Origin of the sequence: Methylobacterium oryzae (assembly GCF_021398735.1) — a bacterium.
Taxonomy (GTDB): Bacteria; Pseudomonadota; Alphaproteobacteria; order Rhizobiales; family Beijerinckiaceae; genus Methylobacterium.
Map to the genome: position 1 here is coordinate 5,711,257 of NZ_CP090349.1, position 17,124 is coordinate 5,728,380.

At 68.2% G+C, this 17,124-nt stretch carries 11 protein-coding genes and 1 tRNA gene; all 12 read right to left on the reverse strand.

The window, feature by feature from the left end; translation table 11 throughout:
* Positions 1-19 precede the first annotated feature (19 nt).
* The 12 genes from LXM90_RS27255 to LXM90_RS27310 all read right to left on the reverse strand — a co-directional run bounded on the left by LXM90_RS27255 (position 20) and on the right by LXM90_RS27310 (position 17,028).
* A complete protein-coding gene (locus LXM90_RS27255) occupies positions 20-604 on the reverse strand; it encodes a hypothetical protein (RefSeq protein WP_020096231.1) in 585 nt (194 codons plus the stop codon).
* A 212-nt stretch (positions 605-816) separates the two neighbouring features.
* Positions 817-1,914 (reverse strand): cell wall hydrolase, encoded by a 1,098-nt coding sequence (locus LXM90_RS27260; protein ID WP_103986048.1) that lies wholly within the window; start codon positions 1,912-1,914, stop codon positions 817-819.
* A gap of 425 nt (positions 1,915-2,339) precedes the next feature.
* Positions 2,340-6,551, reverse strand: a complete 4,212-nt coding sequence (gene rpoC, locus LXM90_RS27265) for a DNA-directed RNA polymerase subunit beta' (RefSeq protein WP_026605423.1) — start codon at positions 6,549-6,551, stop codon at positions 2,340-2,342.
* Positions 6,552-6,727: 176 nt separating this feature from the next.
* Entirely contained in the window at positions 6,728-10,852 is a 4,125-nt protein-coding gene (gene rpoB, locus LXM90_RS27270) for a DNA-directed RNA polymerase subunit beta (RefSeq protein WP_020096228.1), read from the reverse strand.
* A 245-nt stretch (positions 10,853-11,097) separates the two neighbouring features.
* Positions 11,098-11,475: a 50S ribosomal protein L7/L12 gene (rplL, locus tag LXM90_RS27275; RefSeq protein WP_020096227.1), complete on the reverse strand. Its 378-nt coding sequence runs from the start codon at positions 11,473-11,475 to the stop codon at positions 11,098-11,100.
* 49 nt (positions 11,476-11,524) lie between these two features.
* Positions 11,525-12,043 (reverse strand): 50S ribosomal protein L10, encoded by a 519-nt coding sequence (rplJ, locus tag LXM90_RS27280; protein ID WP_026605422.1) that lies wholly within the window; start codon positions 12,041-12,043, stop codon positions 11,525-11,527.
* Between the two features lie 539 nt (positions 12,044-12,582).
* Positions 12,583-14,226 (reverse strand): B12-binding domain-containing radical SAM protein, encoded by a 1,644-nt coding sequence (locus tag LXM90_RS27285; protein ID WP_020096225.1) that lies wholly within the window; start codon positions 14,224-14,226, stop codon positions 12,583-12,585.
* A 258-nt stretch (positions 14,227-14,484) separates the two neighbouring features.
* Entirely contained in the window at positions 14,485-15,183 is a 699-nt protein-coding gene (gene rplA, locus LXM90_RS27290; RefSeq protein WP_020096224.1) for a 50S ribosomal protein L1, read from the reverse strand.
* Positions 15,184-15,194: 11 nt separating this feature from the next.
* Positions 15,195-15,644 carry a 50S ribosomal protein L11 gene (gene rplK, locus LXM90_RS27295; protein ID WP_010686899.1) on the reverse strand — a complete coding sequence of 150 codons (450 nt, stop codon included), beginning with the start codon at positions 15,642-15,644 and terminating at the stop codon, positions 15,195-15,197.
* Positions 15,645-15,862: 218 nt separating this feature from the next.
* Positions 15,863-16,396, reverse strand: coding sequence for a transcription termination/antitermination protein NusG (nusG, locus tag LXM90_RS27300; protein WP_012320778.1), 534 nt, complete (start codon positions 16,394-16,396; stop codon positions 15,863-15,865).
* 76 nt (positions 16,397-16,472) lie between these two features.
* Positions 16,473-16,769, reverse strand: coding sequence for a preprotein translocase subunit SecE (secE, locus tag LXM90_RS27305; RefSeq protein ID WP_020096222.1), 297 nt, complete (start codon positions 16,767-16,769; stop codon positions 16,473-16,475).
* A 182-nt stretch (positions 16,770-16,951) separates the two neighbouring features.
* A tRNA-Trp gene (locus LXM90_RS27310) sits at positions 16,952-17,028 on the reverse strand.
* Positions 17,029-17,124: the final 96 nt, after the last annotated feature.

Sequence of the window (17,124 nt, forward strand, 5' to 3'; positions counted from 1 at the left end):
GACGGCGGTCGTTACCGGCTCAGTATCCGTCGTACCGGCTGCCCGTGTAGAAGCCGAGACCGACGCCGATGTCCGAGGAGCTGGCCCCGGTGATGCCGAGGGCGTCCGGGATCGAGCCGACGAGCGGGCCGCCATAGGCCGCGGGCCGGTAGCCGTAACCGCCGCCGATCGGCGCCCAGCCGGCCCGGGCGGGCGCGACGAGGACGCGGCGGCTGACGCTGGCGTATTCCGGCGGGATCGTCTCGGGGATCGTCTGCGCCGGGCGGATCAGCACGGTCCGGGTGCGGACGGCGAAGCGCGGCGGCGTGGTCACCCAGCAGCCGATCAGCTCGCCGCCGGGGCCGCGGCTGGTCTGCCAGTAGCGGCCGCCGGGCGAGACCATCACGCGCTCCGACACCGTATCGTAGACCGGCGGCGTGGTCCGGTAGACCGTGCGGGGCGGGCGCACCAGCACGTTCTCCTGCACGGTGTCGTAGACCGGCGGCGTGACGACGCGGCGATAGCATTCGGAGCCGTAGCAGCCGCCGGCCTGGGCGGGTGCGGCGAGGAGCACGCCGCCGAGGGCGGCGGCGAGGAGAGCGGTGCGAGCGACCGGCGCGGTCATGGAAGTCCTCTGATACGCATTACTGCGAGACGCGGCGCGGACGCGGCGCTCGTCTCGACGTACCAGAGGCCAGACTCGTTGCCCGGCGCGCAAGCATTATCGGGAACGAAGGTAAAATTAACCCTTGGTTTCGACTGCTTAGGCGTCGCCTACCTAGGTAGGATTGTTCGGATCTTCGACAGTCTCTCTTATGAAGTCCGGTCCGGCCCGGGTCAGGTCTGGCCGGCCCGGAGCTGGTAGAAGATGTGCCGGCCGATCACGTCCATCTTGCGCAGACGGCGGGCCCAGCCCGGACGCACGTAGTCGGCGTGGTAGTGGGTCGCGGCGCCGACCTCCGCGAGGTAGGTCCGGCCCTCGATCACCGAGCGGGCGATGCGGGTGGCGGATTCCCAGGCGCCGGCATCGGTGATGCGCAGCGACTTGCCCTCGCAGGCGAAGGAGAACTGGCACCCCATGTAGTGGTGCCGGTTCTGGTAGACGACGCCGCAGACGCTCGCCGGGTAGAGGCCGCTCTTCACCCGGTTGAGCACCACCTGGGCGACGGCGGCCTGGCCGGCCTCGGGCTCGCTCCGGGCCTCGAAATAGACCGCCTCGGAGAGGCAGCGCTGCTCCTTGTCGAGGGCGTTCGGGTCGATCAGGTCGGCGTAGCGCCGGCGCGCGTCCTCGGGCACCGGCTGGGCGCTGTCGGGCCGCTCGGTGCGGAGCGCGAAATCGGGGAGCGCGAGGCTCGCCGCGGCGATCTCGACGGGGATGGCGTCGGCGGGTGCCGGCGTCGTGGAGGACAGCGCGATGGCCCGCGGCACCGGCGGGGTCGAGCCGTCGAAGCGCTCGGGGCCGCCATCCTCGGTGAGGTCGGCCGTCCCCGCGCCCGTGGAGGCGGCGGTGCCGCTGCCGGTGGTGAGGCCGAGATCCGGCACGGGGACGAAGGCGGCTTCCGGCTCGGATTCCGGGTCCCAGATCGCGGAGCCCTGCGTCAGCACGCCGGTGACGCTGCCGGTAACGTCGCCGAACACCAGGGCGCCGCCCGCCTCGCGCAGGTTCGCGGCCCGGCGCGCGAAGCTCTCGGCCGGCGGCCGGGCGGGGTCGCCCTTGCCGGCCCGCTGCACGACCGGGAAAACGTGCGCGCCGGTCTTGAAGGTCGCCTGGGGCGGCTCGTCGCCGAGGCGGCGGAGGGCCGATCCGATCAGCAGGGTGCCGGGCGGCAGCGGCGGGACCGTGTCGGCATCGATCACCCCGAGCCGGCTCGCCCCGATGGCGTTCTCCGTGCCGGCGTCGGCGGTGAACGACACCAGCAGGCCCAGACCGACCATCCAGGGCGTCAGGGCCGCCGAGAGCCAGCGCAGGCTCGATTCCCGTCCTCGTCTCGTGCCCACGACGCCAGACCCGCACTCACGCACCCGAACCGGCCCGATCCTCCCCGTTTCCAGGGTGTTTCTGCGGCCGCGCCGAATTTATCGCGCGGTATGGTTGAGCTGCCGTTAAGGCCGGACGGTCGCGCGCGTCTCGATACGGTTTCGGGGTTGCAGTCGACACTGCCCGGCCCGTCATCACGAGCGCAGCGAAGTGACCCAGGGCAGCGGGACGTCTTCCAGCGTGGCGCGACACTGGGTTGCTTCGCTGCGCTCGCAAAGACGGCGTTCGAGTTGGTGAGGGGACACGGCCGGACAAAGGCAGGCCGGAACGAGAAAGGGCGGCCCGAAGGCCGCCCTCTCGCGTCACGAACCTGCCGACGGCCTCACTCGGCGGCGGCGGGCGGAAGCTCCTCGACCGGCATGGCGCCGCTCTCGGCCTGCTTCTGCTGCAGGATCATCGCGTCGCGGCGGCGGGCGATGGAGCGGATATCCGCCACCATCGAGCCCGTGCCCGCCGGGATCAGCGACCCGACGATGACGTTCTCCTTCAGGCCCTCCAGGGTGTCGACCTTGCCGTTGACCGCCGCCTCGGTGAGGACGCGGGTGGTCTCCTGGAACGAGGCCGCCGAGATGAACGACTTGGTCTGCAGCGACGCCTTGGTGATGCCGAGCAGGACCGGAACGCCCTGGATCGGCTTCTTGCCCTCGGCGAGCAGCTTCTCGTTAAAGTCGGTCAACTCCGTCCGGTCGATCTGGTCACCCGAGAGGATGTCCGAGTCGCCGCCGTCGGTCACTTCGACCTTCTGCAGCATCTGACGGACGATCACCTCGATGTGCTTGTCGTTGATCGACACGCCCTGCAGCCGGTAGACCTCCTGGATCTCGTTGACGAGGTAGGCCGCGAGTTCCTCCACGCCCTTGATCGCCAGGATGTCGTGCGGGGCCGGGTTTCCGTCGACGATGTAATCGCCGAGCTCGACCACGTCCCCGTCCTGCAGGTGGATGTGCTTGCCCTTCGGGATCAGGTACTCGACCGCCTCCGAGCCGTCGTGCGGCGTCAGCGTGAGCCGACGCTTGTTCTTGTAGTCGCGGCCGAACGCGATGGTGCCCGACTTCTCGGCGATGATCGCCGCGTCCTTCGGGCGCCTTGCCTCGAACAACTCCGCCACCCGCGGCAGACCGCCGGTGATGTCGCGGGTCTTGGCCGAGTCGGTCGAGACGCGGGCGAGAATGTCGCCGGCATTCACCTTCGCGCCGGGATCGAAGCCGATGATGGCGTCGACCGGCAGGAAGTAGCGGGCGTCCGAGCCGCGGGGCAGCTTGAGCGCCTTGCCGTCCCGATCGACCACGACCATCGCGGGCTTGAGGTCAGAGGTCCGGGCCGAGCCGCGCCAGTCGACGACGACGCGCTTGGCGATGCCGGTCGACTCGTCGGTGGTCTCGGTCATGGACTGGCCGTCGACCAAGTCCTCGTAGGCCACGATGCCGTCGACCTCGGTGAGGATCGGACGGGTGTAGGGATCCCACTCGGCGATGCGCTGCCCACGCTTGATCTTGTCACCCTCGTCGACTCGGAGCTTGGCGCCGTACTGCAGGCGGTGGACCGCCCGCTCGACCCCGTCCGACCCGACGACCACCACCGCCACGTTGCGGCCGGTGGCGATCAGATCGCCATCGGAGTTCTTGGCGATCGCGCGGTTGCGGATCTTGATCGTGCCCTCGAAGCTCGACTCGATGAACGACGAGTCGGCGATCTGGGCCGCACCGCCGATGTGGAAGGTGCGCATCGTGAGCTGCGTGCCCGGCTCGCCGATCGACTGCGCCGCGATGACGCCGACGGCCTCGCCCATGTTGACGGGCGTGCCGCGGGCGAGGTCGCGCCCATAGCAGGTGGCGCAGACGCCACTCTTGGTGGCGCAGACCAGCACCGAGCGGATCTTCACCTCCTGGATGCCGGCGGCGTTGATCGCCGGAAGGTGCCGCTCCTCGATGGTCTCGCCGGTCTTGACGATCACCGTGCCGTCCGCGGCCACCAGATCCTCGGCCGTGGCACGGCCCAGGATGCGGGTGGCGAGCGTCGCCACGACCTGGCCGGCATCCACGATGGCGCGCATCTTGATGCCGTTGGTCGTGCCGCAATCGACCTCGCGGATGACGGCGTCCTGGGCCACGTCGACGAGGCGGCGGGTCAGGTAGCCGGAATTCGCGGTCTTCAGGGCGGTGTCGGCCAGGCCCTTACGGGCACCGTGCGTGGAGTTGAAGTACTCCAGAACGTCCAGGCCTTCCTTGAAGTTCGAGATGATCGGGGTCTCGATGATCTCGCCCGACGGCTTGGCCATGAGGCCGCGCATCGCCGCAAGCTGCTTCATCTGGGCAGGCGAGCCGCGGGCACCCGAGTGGCTCATCATGTAGATCGAGTTGACCTGCTTGTCGGCCCCGTGCTCGTCCTTCTGGACGGCCGAGATCCGGCCCATCATCTCGGCGGCCAGCTTGTCCGAGCACTTGGCCCAGGCATCGACGACCTTGTTGTACTTCTCGCCCTGGGTGATCAGGCCGTCGTTGTACTGCTGCTCGTAATCCTTCACGAGCGCGCGGGTCGTGTCGACGATCGACCACTTGTTCTCCGGCACGACCATGTCGTCCTTGCCGAACGAGATGCCGGCCTTGAACGCGTGGTTGAAGCCGAGCGCCATGATCCGGTCGCAGAAGATCACCGACTCCTTCTGACCGCAGTGGCGGTAGACGGTGTCGATCATCGCCGAGATCTCCTTCTTGGTCATCAGCTTGTTGACGACGTCGAAGGGCACCTTGGCGTGCTTCGGCAGGGCGCCGGAGAGGATCACGCGGCCGGGGGTGGTCTCGTAGGTCTTGGTCAGGGGCTCACCGTCCGGGCCGATACCGGTCCAGCGCCACTTGATCTTCGAGTGCAGCGACACGGCCTTGGCGGCGAGAGCGTGCTCCAGCTCGCCCATGTCGCCGTAGACGCCCTGCATCGGGTTCTTGGTGTTGCCCGGCTTGAACTCGCCCGGCGCGCCCTCGGCCACGATCGACAGGTAGTAGAGGCCGAGAACGATGTCCTGCGACGGCACGATGATCGGCTGACCGTTGGCCGGGTGCAGGATGTTGTTGGTCGACATCATCAGGACGCGCGCTTCCAGCTGCGCCTCGAGCGACAGCGGGACGTGCACGGCCATCTGGTCGCCGTCGAAATCGGCGTTGAACGCGGCGCAGACCAGCGGGTGCAGCTGGATCGCCTTGCCCTCGATCAGCTTCGGCTCGAAGGCCTGGATGCCGAGGCGGTGCAGCGTCGGCGCGCGGTTCAGCATCACCGGGTGCTCGCGGATCACCTCATCGAGGATGTCCCAGACCTCCGGCTTCTCCTTCTCCACGAGCTTCTTGGCCTGCTTGACGGTGGCCGAGAAGCCCTTGGCGTCGAGGCGGGCGTAGATGAACGGCTTGAACAGCTCCAGCGCCATCTTCTTGGGCAGGCCGCACTGGTGCAGCTTCAGCTCCGGACCCACCACGATGACTGAGCGGCCCGAGTAGTCGACGCGCTTGCCGAGCAGGTTCTGGCGGAACCGGCCCTGCTTGCCCTTGAGCATGTCGGCGAGCGACTTCAGCGGGCGCTTGTTGGCACCCGTGATGACGCGGCCGCGGCGGCCGTTGTCGAACAGGGCGTCGACGGCCTCCTGCAGCATCCGCTTCTCGTTGCGGATGATGATGTCGGGCGCGCGCAGCTCGATCAGCCGCTTCAGGCGGTTGTTGCGGTTGATGACGCGGCGGTAGAGGTCGTTGAGGTCGGAGGTCGCGAAGCGGCCGCCGTCCAGCGGGACCAGCGGGCGCAGGTCCGGCGGGATCACCGGCACGACCGTGAGGATCATCCATTCCGGCTTGTTGCCGGACATCTGGAAGGCCTCGATGATCTTGAGCCGCTTCAGGAGCTTCTTGGGCTTCAGCTCCGAGGTGGTGACGGCGATCTCCTCGCGCAGATCGTTGGCGATCTTGTCGAGGTCCAGCTCCTGCAGGATGCGCCGGATGGCCTCGGCGCCGATCATGGCGGTGAACGAGTCCTCGCCGTACTCCTCCTGCGCGCGCAGGTACTCCTCCTCCGACAGGAGCTGACGCTCCTTCAGGGGGGTGAGGCCCGGCTCGATGACGCAGTACGACTCGAAGTACAGGATCCGCTCGAGGTCCTTGAGCGCCATGTCGAGCAGCAGGCCGATGCGGCTCGGCAGCGACTTCAGGAACCAGATATGCGCGACGGGGGCGGCCAGCTCGATGTGGCCCATGCGGTCGCGCCGGACGCGCGCGAGGGTGACCTCGACGCCGCACTTCTCGCAGATGACGCCCTTGTACTTCATGCGCTTGTACTTGCCGCACAAGCACTCGTAGTCCTTGATCGGCCCGAAGATGCGCGCGCAGAACAGGCCGTCGCGCTCGGGCTTGAAGGTCCGGTAGTTGATGGTCTCGGGCTTCTTGATCTCACCGTACGACCAGGAGAGGATCTTCTCCGGGGACGAGATCGAGATCTTGATCTGATCGAAGCTGACCGGCTGGGCCTGCTGGTTGAAAAGGTTCATGACCTCTTGGTTCATGATCCGCTCCTTGTTGACGCCGGCAGCCCCGCGCCGGGCCACCGCGTCCTGAAAAAGATCCGGCGCCGCGCCCCGCGCGGGCGCTGCTCACCGTCGTCGAACCCCGGAAGGCCCCTCCCCTTCCCGCTCGACCGTGGCGGCGGGCAACCGCCGCCACGGGAGGTGTGGTCTCTCTCTTACTCGGCCGCGTCGGCCGGGGGCTCAAGCTGGTCGTTGGCGGCCTTCTTGGAGGACGTCAGCTCGACGTTGAGGCCGAGCGAGCGCATCTCCTTGACGAGCACGTTGAACGACTCGGGGATGCCGGCCTCGAAGGTGTCGTCGCCGCGGACGATCGCCTCGTAGACCTTGGTGCGGCCGGCCACGTCGTCCGACTTCACCGTCAGCATCTCCTGCAGCGTGTAGGCCGCGCCGTAGGCCTCCAGCGCCCAGACCTCCATCTCGCCGAAGCGCTGGCCGCCGAACTGCGCCTTGCCGCCCAGCGGCTGCTGGGTGACGAGCGAGTACGGGCCGATCGAGCGCGCGTGGATCTTGTCGTCCACGAGGTGGTGGAGCTTCAGCATGTAGATGTAGCCCATCGTCACCTTGCGGTCGAAGGGCTCGCCGGTGCGCCCGTCGTAGAGCGTCGACTGCGCCGAGCGGTCGAGACCGGCCATCTCCAGCATCTGCTCGATATCGGCCTCCTTGGCGCCGTTGAAGACCGGCGTGGCCATCGGCACGCCGCGGCGGACGTTGTTGCCGGCCTCGGCCAGCTCCTCGTCCGTCAGGCCGTCGAGCTCGCCCGGGGAGTAGATCGCCTTCATCTCCTCTCGCAGCGGCGCGATGTCCTGCGACTTCAGATAGGCATCCACCGCCTTCGACACCTTGCGACCCAGGCCCGCAGCCGCCCAGCCGAGGTGCGTCTCCAGGATCTGGCCGACGTTCATGCGCGAGGGCACGCCCAGCGGGTTGAGCACGATGTCGGCATGCGTCCCGTCCTCTAGGAACGGCATGTCCTCGATCGGCACGATCCGCGACACGACACCCTTGTTGCCGTGACGGCCGGCCATCTTGTCGCCCGGCTGGATCTTGCGCTTCACCGCCACGAAGACCTTGACCATCTTCATGACGCCGGGGGGCAGCTCGTCGCCGCGCTGCAGCTTCTCGACCTTGTCGAGGAAGCGCTGCTCGAGGCGCTTCTTCGACTCGTCGTACTGCTTCTGCATCGCCTCCATCTCGGTCATGAGACGGTCCTCGATGACGGCGAACTGCCACCACTGCGAGCGCGGGTAATCGTTGATCAGCTCGCGGGTGAGCGTGGTGTCCTTCCGGAAGCCCTTCGGGCCGGCCACCGGCGCCTGACCGATCAGCACGTCCGCGAGGCGGGCGTAGGTGTTGCGGTCGAGGATCGCCTGCTCGTCGTCGCGGTCCTTGGCGAGGCGCTCGATCTCCTCGCGCTCGATCGCCTGGGCGCGCTCGTCCTTGTCGACGCCGTGGCGGTTGAACACGCGGACTTCCACGATGGTCCCGGTGACGCCCGGCGGCACCCGCAGGGAGGTGTCGCGCACGTCCGAGGCTTTCTCGCCGAAGATGGCGCGGAGCAGCTTCTCCTCGGGCGTCATCGGGCTCTCGCCCTTCGGGGTGATCTTGCCGACGAGGATGTCGCCGGCGTTCACCTCGGCACCGATGTAGACGATGCCGGCCTCGTCGAGGTTCTTGAGCGCTTCCTCGGAGACGTTCGGGATGTCGCGGGTGATCTCCTCCGGCCCGAGCTTGGTGTCGCGGGCCATCACCTCGAACTCCTCGATGTGGATCGAGGTGAACACGTCATCCTTCACGATCCGCTCGGAGAGCAGGATCGAGTCCTCGAAGTTGTAGCCGTTCCACGGCATGAACGCGACGAGCACGTTCCGGCCGAGGGCCAACTCGCCGAACTCGGTCGAGGGACCGTCGGCGATGATCTCGCCCTTCTTGACGAACTCGCCGACGCGGACCAGCGGCTTCTGCGTGATGCAGGTCGACTGGTTGGAGCGCTGGAACTTCTGCAGCCGGTAGATGTCGACGCCCGGCTTGTTGGCGTCGGCCTCCTCGGTGGCGCGGATGACGATGCGGGTGGCGTCCACCTGGTCGACGATGCCGGCCCGGCGGGCCGCGATGGCGGCGCCGGAATCCCGGGCGACCACCGCCTCCATGCCGGTGCCCACGAACGGGGCGTCGGCGCGGACCAGTGGCACCGCCTGGCGCTGCATGTTCGAGCCCATCAGCGCGCGGTTGGCGTCGTCGTTCTCGAGGAACGGGATCAGCGCCGCGGCCACCGAGACGAGCTGCTTCGGCGACACGTCCATGAGGTCGACGCGCTCGGGCCCGACGACGATCACCTCGCCGGCCCGGCGGCAGACCACGAGGTCCTCCGTGAGCTTGCGGTTCTCGTCCATCTGGGCGTTCGCCTGGGCGACGTAGTACTTCGCCTCCTCCATGGCCGAGAGGTAGGCGACCTCGTCGGTGACCACGCCGTCGCGCACGCGGCGGAACGGGGTCTCGATGAAGCCGTACTTGTTCACCCGCGCGAAGGTGGCGAGCGAGTTGATCAGGCCGATGTTCGGGCCTTCCGGCGTCTCGATCGGGCAGATGCGGCCGTAATGGGTCGGGTGCACGTCGCGCACCTCGAACCCGGCGCGCTCGCGGGTCAGACCGCCCGGGCCCAGCGCCGAGAGGCGGCGCTTGTGCGTCACCTCGGAGAGCGGGTTGGTCTGGTCCATGAACTGCGACAGCTGCGACGAGCCGAAGAACTCGCGCACGGCCGCGGCCGCGGGCTTCGCGTTGATCAGGTCCTGCGGCATGACCGTGTCGATGTCGACCTGACTCATGCGCTCGCGGATGGCGCGCTCCATGCGCAGGAGGCCCAGGCGGTACTGGTTCTCCATGAGCTCGCCCACCGAGCGGACGCGGCGGTTGCCGAGGTGGTCGATGTCGTCGACCTCACCCTTGCCGTCGCGCAGCTCCACGAGCGCCTTGACCACCGCCAGCATGTCCTCCTTGCGGAGCGTGCGCACGGTGTCGGCGGCGTCGAGGTCGAGGCGCATGTTCATCTTCACGCGGCCGACCGCCGAGAGGTCGTAGCGCTCGGAATCGAAGAACAGCGAGTGGAACATCGCCTCGGCGGTCTCGAGGGTCGGCGGCTCGCCCGGGCGCATGACCCGGTAGATGTCGAACAGCGCACCCTCGCGGTTGGAGTTCTTGTCCACCGCCAGCGTGTTGCGGATGTAGGGGCCGATGTTGACGTGGTCGATGTCGAGCACCGGCAGCTCGGTGATCCCGACCTCCTCCAGGCTCTTCAGGAGCTTGTCGGTGACCTCCTCGCCGGCCTCGGCCCAGATCTCGCCGGTCTGCACGTTGACGAGGTCTTCGGCGACGTACTGGCCGACGAGATCCTCGTCGGTCGCCTTGAGGGACTTGGTGCCCTTCTCGGTGATCTGGCGGGCGTTGCGGGCATTCAGCTTCTTGCCGGCCTCGAGCACGACCTCGCCGGAATCGGCGTCGATCAGGTCGACGGTGGCCTTCATGCCCTTCATGCGCTCGGCGTCGAACGGCACGCGCCAGTCGGCGCCGTCCCGGTCGTAGACGACCTTGTTGTAGAAGGTCGACAGGATCTCCTCGCCGTCGAGACCCAGGGCGTAGAGCAGCGACGTCGCCGGCAGCTTGCGCTTCCGGTCGATGCGGACGTGCACGATGTCCTTGGCGTCGAACTCGACGTCGAGCCAGGAGCCCCGGTACGGGATGATGCGGGCGGCGAACAGGAGCTTGCCCGAGGAGTGGGTCTTGCCCTTGTCGTGGTCGAAGAACACGCCCGGCGAGCGGTGCATCTGCGAGACGATGACGCGCTCGGTGCCGTTGACGATGAAGGTGCCGTTCTCCGTCATCAGGGGCATGTCGCCCATGTAGACGTCCTGCTCCTTGATGTCCTTGACGGACTTCGCCTGGGTGTCCGGATCGACATCGAACACGATGAGGCGCAGCGTGACCTTCAGCGGGGCCGCGAAGGTGATGCCGCGCTGGCGGCACTCGTCGACGTCGTATTTCGGGGCCTCGAAGGTGTAGCGCACGAACTCGAGCAGCGCCGTGGAGGCGAAGTCGGAGATCGGGAACACCGACTTGAACACGCTCTGCAGCCCCTCGTCGGCGCGCCCGCCCTCGGGCTCGTCGACCATCAGGAACTGGTCGTAGGACGCCTTCTGAACCTCGATGAGGTTCGGCATCTCGGCAACTTCCTTGATCTTGCCGAAGAACTTCCGAATGCGCTTGCGACCGACCAGCGTGTTGGCCATGTGACCTCGCTCCTACCCGCGTGCCTCGCGCCCGGGGAAGCGTTCCCGAAAGGGACCTCCCGCACCGGGCCGTGACGCGCGCCCCGCCGAGCCGCGCCACCGAACCGAATCTCTTGCCGGTCCCGTTCCGGGACCATCCGCCGAAGCGGCCTAAAGCCCGCGGGCGCTGACCCGCGGGCTCCGGTCACGACAGGCTCGCGCGGAGCCTTCGTGGGGTGATGGGCCGGGACCGGCCCATCGTCGACTTACTTGAGCTCGACCTTGGCGCCGGCCTTCTCGAGCTGGGCCTTGAGCTTCTCGGCCTCGTCCTTGGCGACGCCTTCCTTGATCGGCTTCGGCGCGCCCTCGACCAGGTCCTTGGCCTCCTTGAGGCCGAGGCCGGTGATCGCGCGGACCTCCTTGATGACCTCGATCTTCTTGTCGCCGGCGGAGGCGAGGACGACCGTGAACTCGGTCTGCTCCTCGGCAGCGGCGGCGGCGCCACCGGCGGCCGGGCCGGCGGCCACGGCGACGGCAGCGGCGGCCGAGACGCCCCACTTCTCCTCGAGCATCTTGGCCAGGTCAGCGGCCTCGAGCACGGTCAGCGAGGACAGGTCGTCGACGAGCTTGGCGAGATCAGCCATTTTGAATTCCTCTCAGATATCGGTTTGAACGGATGGATTTTGAAGGGCCTCAGGCGGCCTCGTCCTTGTTGGCATAGGCCCCGAACACGCGGGCGAGCTTCGCCGCCGGCGCGTTGACGACCTGAGCGATCTTGGTCGCGGGCGCCTGCACGAGGCCCACGATCTTGGCGCGCAGTTCGTCGAGGGACGGGAGCGAGGCGAGCGCCTTCACGCCGTCCGGGTTCAGGGCGGTCTTCCCCATCGCGCCGCCGAGGATCACGAGCTTGTCGTTGACCTTGGCGAAATCGACCGCGACCTTCGCGGCAGCGACCGGATCGCCGGAATAGGCGAGCAGGGTCGGGCCCTTCAGGAGCGGCTTGATGGAGGCGACGTCCGTGCCATCGAGTGCGATGCCGGCGAGGCTGTTCTTGGCGACCTTCACGGTGGCGCCGGCCTGCTTCATCTGCGCGCGCAGCTTCTGCATGTCGGCGACCGTGAGGCCCTTGTAGTGGGCCACGACGACGACGGCGCTCTGATTGAACACGCCGTTGAGCGTCGAGACGAGATCAGCTTTAGCTGTCCGGTCCACTGGGCTCTCTCCGGTTGGCGGAACCCGGTCTCGGGTCCGCCGGTTGCACATGCCGCCCGGACGTGGTCTCGGCCTTCAGGAAGACCGGGAACGTCCGAACGACGCTTCGCGGCCCTGTCCCCGCGCGTGCCCCTTCGGGCCGCCTCGGGCGAGTTGGTTCAAACCGACACCCCTCCGCGGCCGGGGCCGGGGCGAGGCTTTTCGAATTCGGTCTTCCCCGTCTGTGCAGGCTGGCGGATTAAGCCGGCGAACCGGCACCTGCAGTCTCGGACAGGACATGGCCGGACAAGGCTCCGCGGGACTCGTCGCCCCTGGGATCCTTCCGGCCAGTGCCACCCGGTTGCCCGGGCGACATTTCGAGCGGAAACCGGCCGATCGGCCGCTCTCCTTCCGTGAGGATGAAATGCGTGAGGCGCGGTGTATAGAGCCTAGCAAGCCGCCTGCCAAGGGCCGGAGCGCGACTTTTCCGCCGCAGGCAAGGACTTGCGCGGGTACCCTGCCGCCGCTGCATCGCTCGGGGCCCTTCCCGGGATCCCCGGCTAGGCCGCCTCGCGCTCCGGCACCAGCTTGCGCCGCGCGGTCTCCCACCAGCTGCGGTCGCGGGCGGCCTTCGCCTCCGCGGCCTTCGCGGCGTAGAACGAGGCGTTGTGCTCGCCGCGCAGGGCCTCGCGGGTGAAGCGGATCAGGTGGTGGGCCACGAAGCCCATGTTGAAAACCGCCTCGATCTGCCCGCGCTTCAGCGCGTAGCCGGCCGCGCTCCAGAACGGCCTGCGGTAGTCGGAGAAGATCCCGACGCGGGTGATGATGTTGAAGCCCAGGATGAGGCCGCGGCGCAGGTTGGTGAACGTGAGCTTGCCGGCCGTCGGCGTGGTGATGCGGTTCGGGTAGGTCACCGCGCACTGGTGCTTGAAGCGCTCGAAGATCTTCTCCGGCTCGTAGGCGTGCGCGATCGCCCGGCGCCAGCTGCTCACCACCGAATCGTGGGGGCGCTTGAACAGGACGTTCGACTCGAGGCTGGCGTCGTGGAGGAGCCGGCCCTCGCGCTCCAGCCGGTCCCAGAGCGGGGTCTTGGGCAGGGCCTGGAGCAGGTTGATGGTCAGGACCGGGATCGCCGAGCGGTCGATGAAGTCGATCAGGTTCTGCTCGGATTTGTCGGTGTCCGAATCGAGGCCCAGGATGATGCCGGAGGTCACCTCGAGCCCGTAGGAATTGAGGGTCTCGATCGCCTCGTACATCGGCACGGCGGCGTTGTGGGTCTTGTCGATGCCCTTGAGGGCGTCCGCCTCCGGGGTCTCGATCCCGACGAACACCGTCATGAAGTTGGCCTGCCGCATCAGCTCCAGGATCTCGGGCTGCTTGGCCATGTTCAGCGTCGCCTCGCAGGCGAACTGGAGCGGGTAGCTGTTCCGCTTCTGCCATTCCACGAGGTGCGGCAGCATCTCGCGGGTCGCCTTGCGGTTGCCGATGAAGTTGTCGTCGACGAAGTAGACCACCGCCGGGTGGCCCGGCTGGCTGACGATGGCGTCGAGCTCGGCGCACATCTGCTCCGGGCTCTTCAGGCGCGGCTGGCGGCCGTAGAGCTGCGGGATGTCGCAGAACTCGCAGCGGTAGGGGCAGCCCGAGGAGAATTGCAGGGAGCCGATCAGGTAGCGCTTGAGCGGCGCCGCCTCGTAGGCCGGTGCCGGGAAGTCCGCGAGCGGGAGGCGATCCTTGGTCTCCAGCACCACCTGGGCGGGCGGCGGCGTGAGGTCCGCGTCGAGGCGGGCGACGAGCTGGTCGGTGGCGTCGCCGATCTCGCCGATATGGAGGTAGTCGAAGTCGCCGTACTTCTCAGGCGCGCCCGAGACCGAGGGGCCGCCCAGCACCGTCACCTTCCCGGCCGCGCGGGCGCGGTCGCGGATATCGTGGATCTGCGGCTCCTGGATGTGCATCCCGGAGACGAAGACCGCGTCGGCCCAGGCGAAGTCGGCCGGGCCCGCGCGGCGGATATTCTCATCGATGAACCGGCATTCCCAAGCCTCCGGCATGTAGGCCGCGATCAGCAGCAGCCCCTGCGGCGGCATGAACGCCTTCACCCCGCCCATCAGCGGGTAGGCGTGGGAGAATGTCCCGAAGGACGGCGTGTAGGCGGGAAAGACGCACAGGATGCGTCGCTTGGAGGTGACCGTCAGGGTGCATCGCATGCCGGCCTATCTAGCACAGCCGCGGCCGTTGGCGCCCCCCTCGGCGGTTAAGAATGGCGTGAGGGACGCAGGTTCGGGCCGGCCCATCGCGGCTTGTCTTCCTGTCGCGTCACCGACCGTATTCCGCGCCTGCCACGCGCCCTGGACAGGCCTGCGTCGGAGACAGGTCCGAGACAGGGACGAGCACCGATCCCGCGAACGCAGAGCGCCCGGCCGTTCCCGGCCGGGCGCTCCGCAGCGTCGACGATTCGTCGCGCCTCAGGCGGTCAGGACCGTGTTCGGCTCGACCTTCACGCCCGGGCCCATCGTCGAAGTGACGGCGATGCGCTGGACGTAGGTGCCCTTGGCGCCCGCGGGCTTCGCCTTGGCGACGGCGTCCGCGAAGGCCTTGATGTTCTCGACGAGCTTGTCGGCGTCGAACGAGACCTTGCCGACGCCGGCATGGACGATGCCGGCCTTCTCGACGCGGAACTCGACCGAGCCGCCCTTGGCGCCGGCGACGGCGCCCTTCACGTCCATGGTGACGGTGCCGACCTTCGGGTTCGGCATCAGGCCGCGCGGGCCCAGCACCTTACCGAGACGGCCGACCAGCGGCATCATGTCGGGGGTCGCGATGCAGCGATCGAACTCGATCTTGCCGCTCTGCACGATCTCGAGGAGATCCTCGGCGCCGACGATGTCGGCACCGGCGGCCTTGGCGTCGTCCGCCTTGGCGCCGCGGGCGAAGACCGCCACGCGCACCGTCCGGCCGGAGCCGTTCGGCAGGTTGCAGACGCCGCGGACCATCTGGTCGGCGTGGCGGGGATCGACGCCGAGATTCATCGAGACCTCGACGGTCTCGTCGAACTTCGCGGTCGCCCGCTCCTTGACCAGCTTGATCGCCTCGTCGAGCGCGTAGAGCTTGGTCGCCTCGATGCCCTCGCGGGCGGCGCGGATGCGCTTGCCTTCCTTAGCCATGCTGCCCTCCCTTACGCGACGACTTCGAGGCCCATGGCCCGCGCGGAGCCACGGATCATCGCGACGGCCGACTCGACCGTGTCGCAGTTGAGGTCGGGCATCTTCTTCTCGGCGATCTCGCGAAGCTGCGCCTCGGTGATCTTGCCGACGGTCGGGCCCTTGCCCGGGGTCTTGGAACCGGAGGCCGGCTTCTTGCCGAGCTTCAGGCCGACGGCCTTCTTCAGGAAGAAGGTGACCGGGGGCTGCTTCATCTCGAAGGTGAAGGAGCGGTCCTGATACGCGGTGATGATCACCGGGATCGGGGTGCCCTTCTCCATCTGCGCGGTCTTCGCGTTGAAGGCCTTGCAGAATTCCATGATGTTGAGGCCGCGCTGACCGAGCGCGGGGCCGATCGGCGGCGACGGGTTGGCGGCGCCGGCCGGGACCTGAAGCTTCACGTAGCCCGTGATCTTCTTCGCCATGGGACTGCTCCCAATGAAAATCCGCCCCCGTGCGGCCTGAAGCGCGGCGGGTCGGACGGTTGCAGGTCGCGGTGCGAGCCGTGGATCCCGGAGGCGAAGCCGGGCGGTTCTCCCGCGGATGGTGCCGCATCCGCGAACGGGATGCGGCGGCTTCGCGGCCGCCGCTCAGCGAGGGCCGGGAAAGATGGGCGGCCGGGCGGCCGCCGGACTCAGGAGGCTCAGGCCTTCTCGACCTGGGCGTATTCGAGCTCGACCGGCGTGGCGCGGCCGAAGATCGACACGGCCACCTTGAGGCGGGAGCGGGCGTCGTCGATCTCCTCGACGGTGCCGTTGAAGCTGGCGAACGGGCCGTCGGCGACCCGGACGGTCTCGCCGATCTCGAAGGAGATCGAGGGCTTCGGCCGGTCGACGCCCTCGGCGACCTGGCCCTTGATCCGCTCGGCCTCGGCGTCCGGGATCGGCACCGGCTTCGACTTGTCGGCCCCGAGGAAGCCCGTGACCTTCGGGGTGTTCTTGATCAGGTGGTAGACCTCGTCGGTGAGGTCGCACTTCACCAGCACGTAGCCGGGGAAGAACTTGCGCTCCGCGTCGACCTTCCGGCCGCGGCGGACCTCCACGACCTTCTCGGTCGGGACCATCACCTCGTCGAACAGCTCGGTCAGCCCGCGCTGGGCCGCCTGGTCCTTGATGGACTGGGCAACCTTGTTCTCGAAGTTCGAGTAGGCGTGGACGATGTACCAGCGCTTCGACACGGTTCCGTTCAACTCCGACAAGTCCCCGGGGTCACCCCCGATCGGCGGCGAGCCGCCCCCAGACGCCCAGGATTTCTCAGACGCCCAGGATCAGGCCGACCAAGAAGCGCAGGGCCTGATCCACGACCGTGAAGAACAGGCTCGCGGCGACGACCATCACGAACACCATGATGGTCGTGATCGTGGTCTCCCGGCGGGTCGGCCACGTGACCTTGCGGGCCTCGTCGCGCACCTGGGCGAAGAACTCGCCCGGCGTGGCGCGCTTCTGCGGCGCGCGGGCGGGGGTCGCGGGCCGGGCGGGCGGCGGATTCGCGGGACCGCGGGCCGCGCCGCGCACTAGGTCCACCTTCTTGGTCGCTTCGTTCGATGCCATGGCGCCAGTGTCTGTGCGTGTTCGGCCCCGAGGCAGAGACCGCATCCGGGAATGCGAATGTCGGCGCCGAGGACCCGGATGGGCCCGCACCGACGGTCGCTTCAGATCTCGGATTGCGCCCGCTCTAGCGCAAGTCCCCTGGCTTGTCGACCGGGCCGCCGCGCGGGATCGGGCTGAATGTCTGGCAGGAGTGGAGGGACTCGAACCCGCAACCTCCGGTTTTGGAGACCGGCGCTCTGACCAGTTGAGCTACACTCCTAGCGCACCGCCCAATGCCCCATCGCGGCGCGGCTTGCAAGGGGTCGCTTGCGGGAAGCAGACGGGAAGCGGCGCCGACAGGACCCCGCCCGCCCGA

Coding starts and splice junctions, on each gene's coding strand:
- LXM90_RS27255 (WP_020096231.1), bottom strand. CDS start 604: ATGACCGCGCCGGTCGCTCGCACCGCTCTCCTCGCCGCCGCCCTCGGC.
- LXM90_RS27260 (WP_103986048.1), bottom strand. CDS start 1,914: ATGGTCGGTCTGGGCCTGCTGGTGTCGTTCACCGCCGACGCCGGCACG.
- rpoC (WP_026605423.1), bottom strand. CDS start 6,551: ATGAACCAAGAGGTCATGAACCTTTTCAACCAGCAGGCCCAGCCGGTC.
- rpoB (WP_020096228.1), bottom strand. CDS start 10,852: ATGGCCAACACGCTGGTCGGTCGCAAGCGCATTCGGAAGTTCTTCGGC.
- rplL (WP_020096227.1), bottom strand. CDS start 11,475: ATGGCTGATCTCGCCAAGCTCGTCGACGACCTGTCCTCGCTGACCGTG.
- LXM90_RS27285 (WP_020096225.1), bottom strand. CDS start 14,226: ATGCGATGCACCCTGACGGTCACCTCCAAGCGACGCATCCTGTGCGTC.
- rplA (WP_020096224.1), bottom strand. CDS start 15,183: ATGGCTAAGGAAGGCAAGCGCATCCGCGCCGCCCGCGAGGGCATCGAG.
- rplK (WP_010686899.1), bottom strand. CDS start 15,644: ATGGCGAAGAAGATCACGGGCTACGTGAAGCTTCAGGTCCCGGCCGGC.
- secE (WP_020096222.1), bottom strand. CDS start 16,769: ATGGCATCGAACGAAGCGACCAAGAAGGTGGACCTAGTGCGCGGCGCG.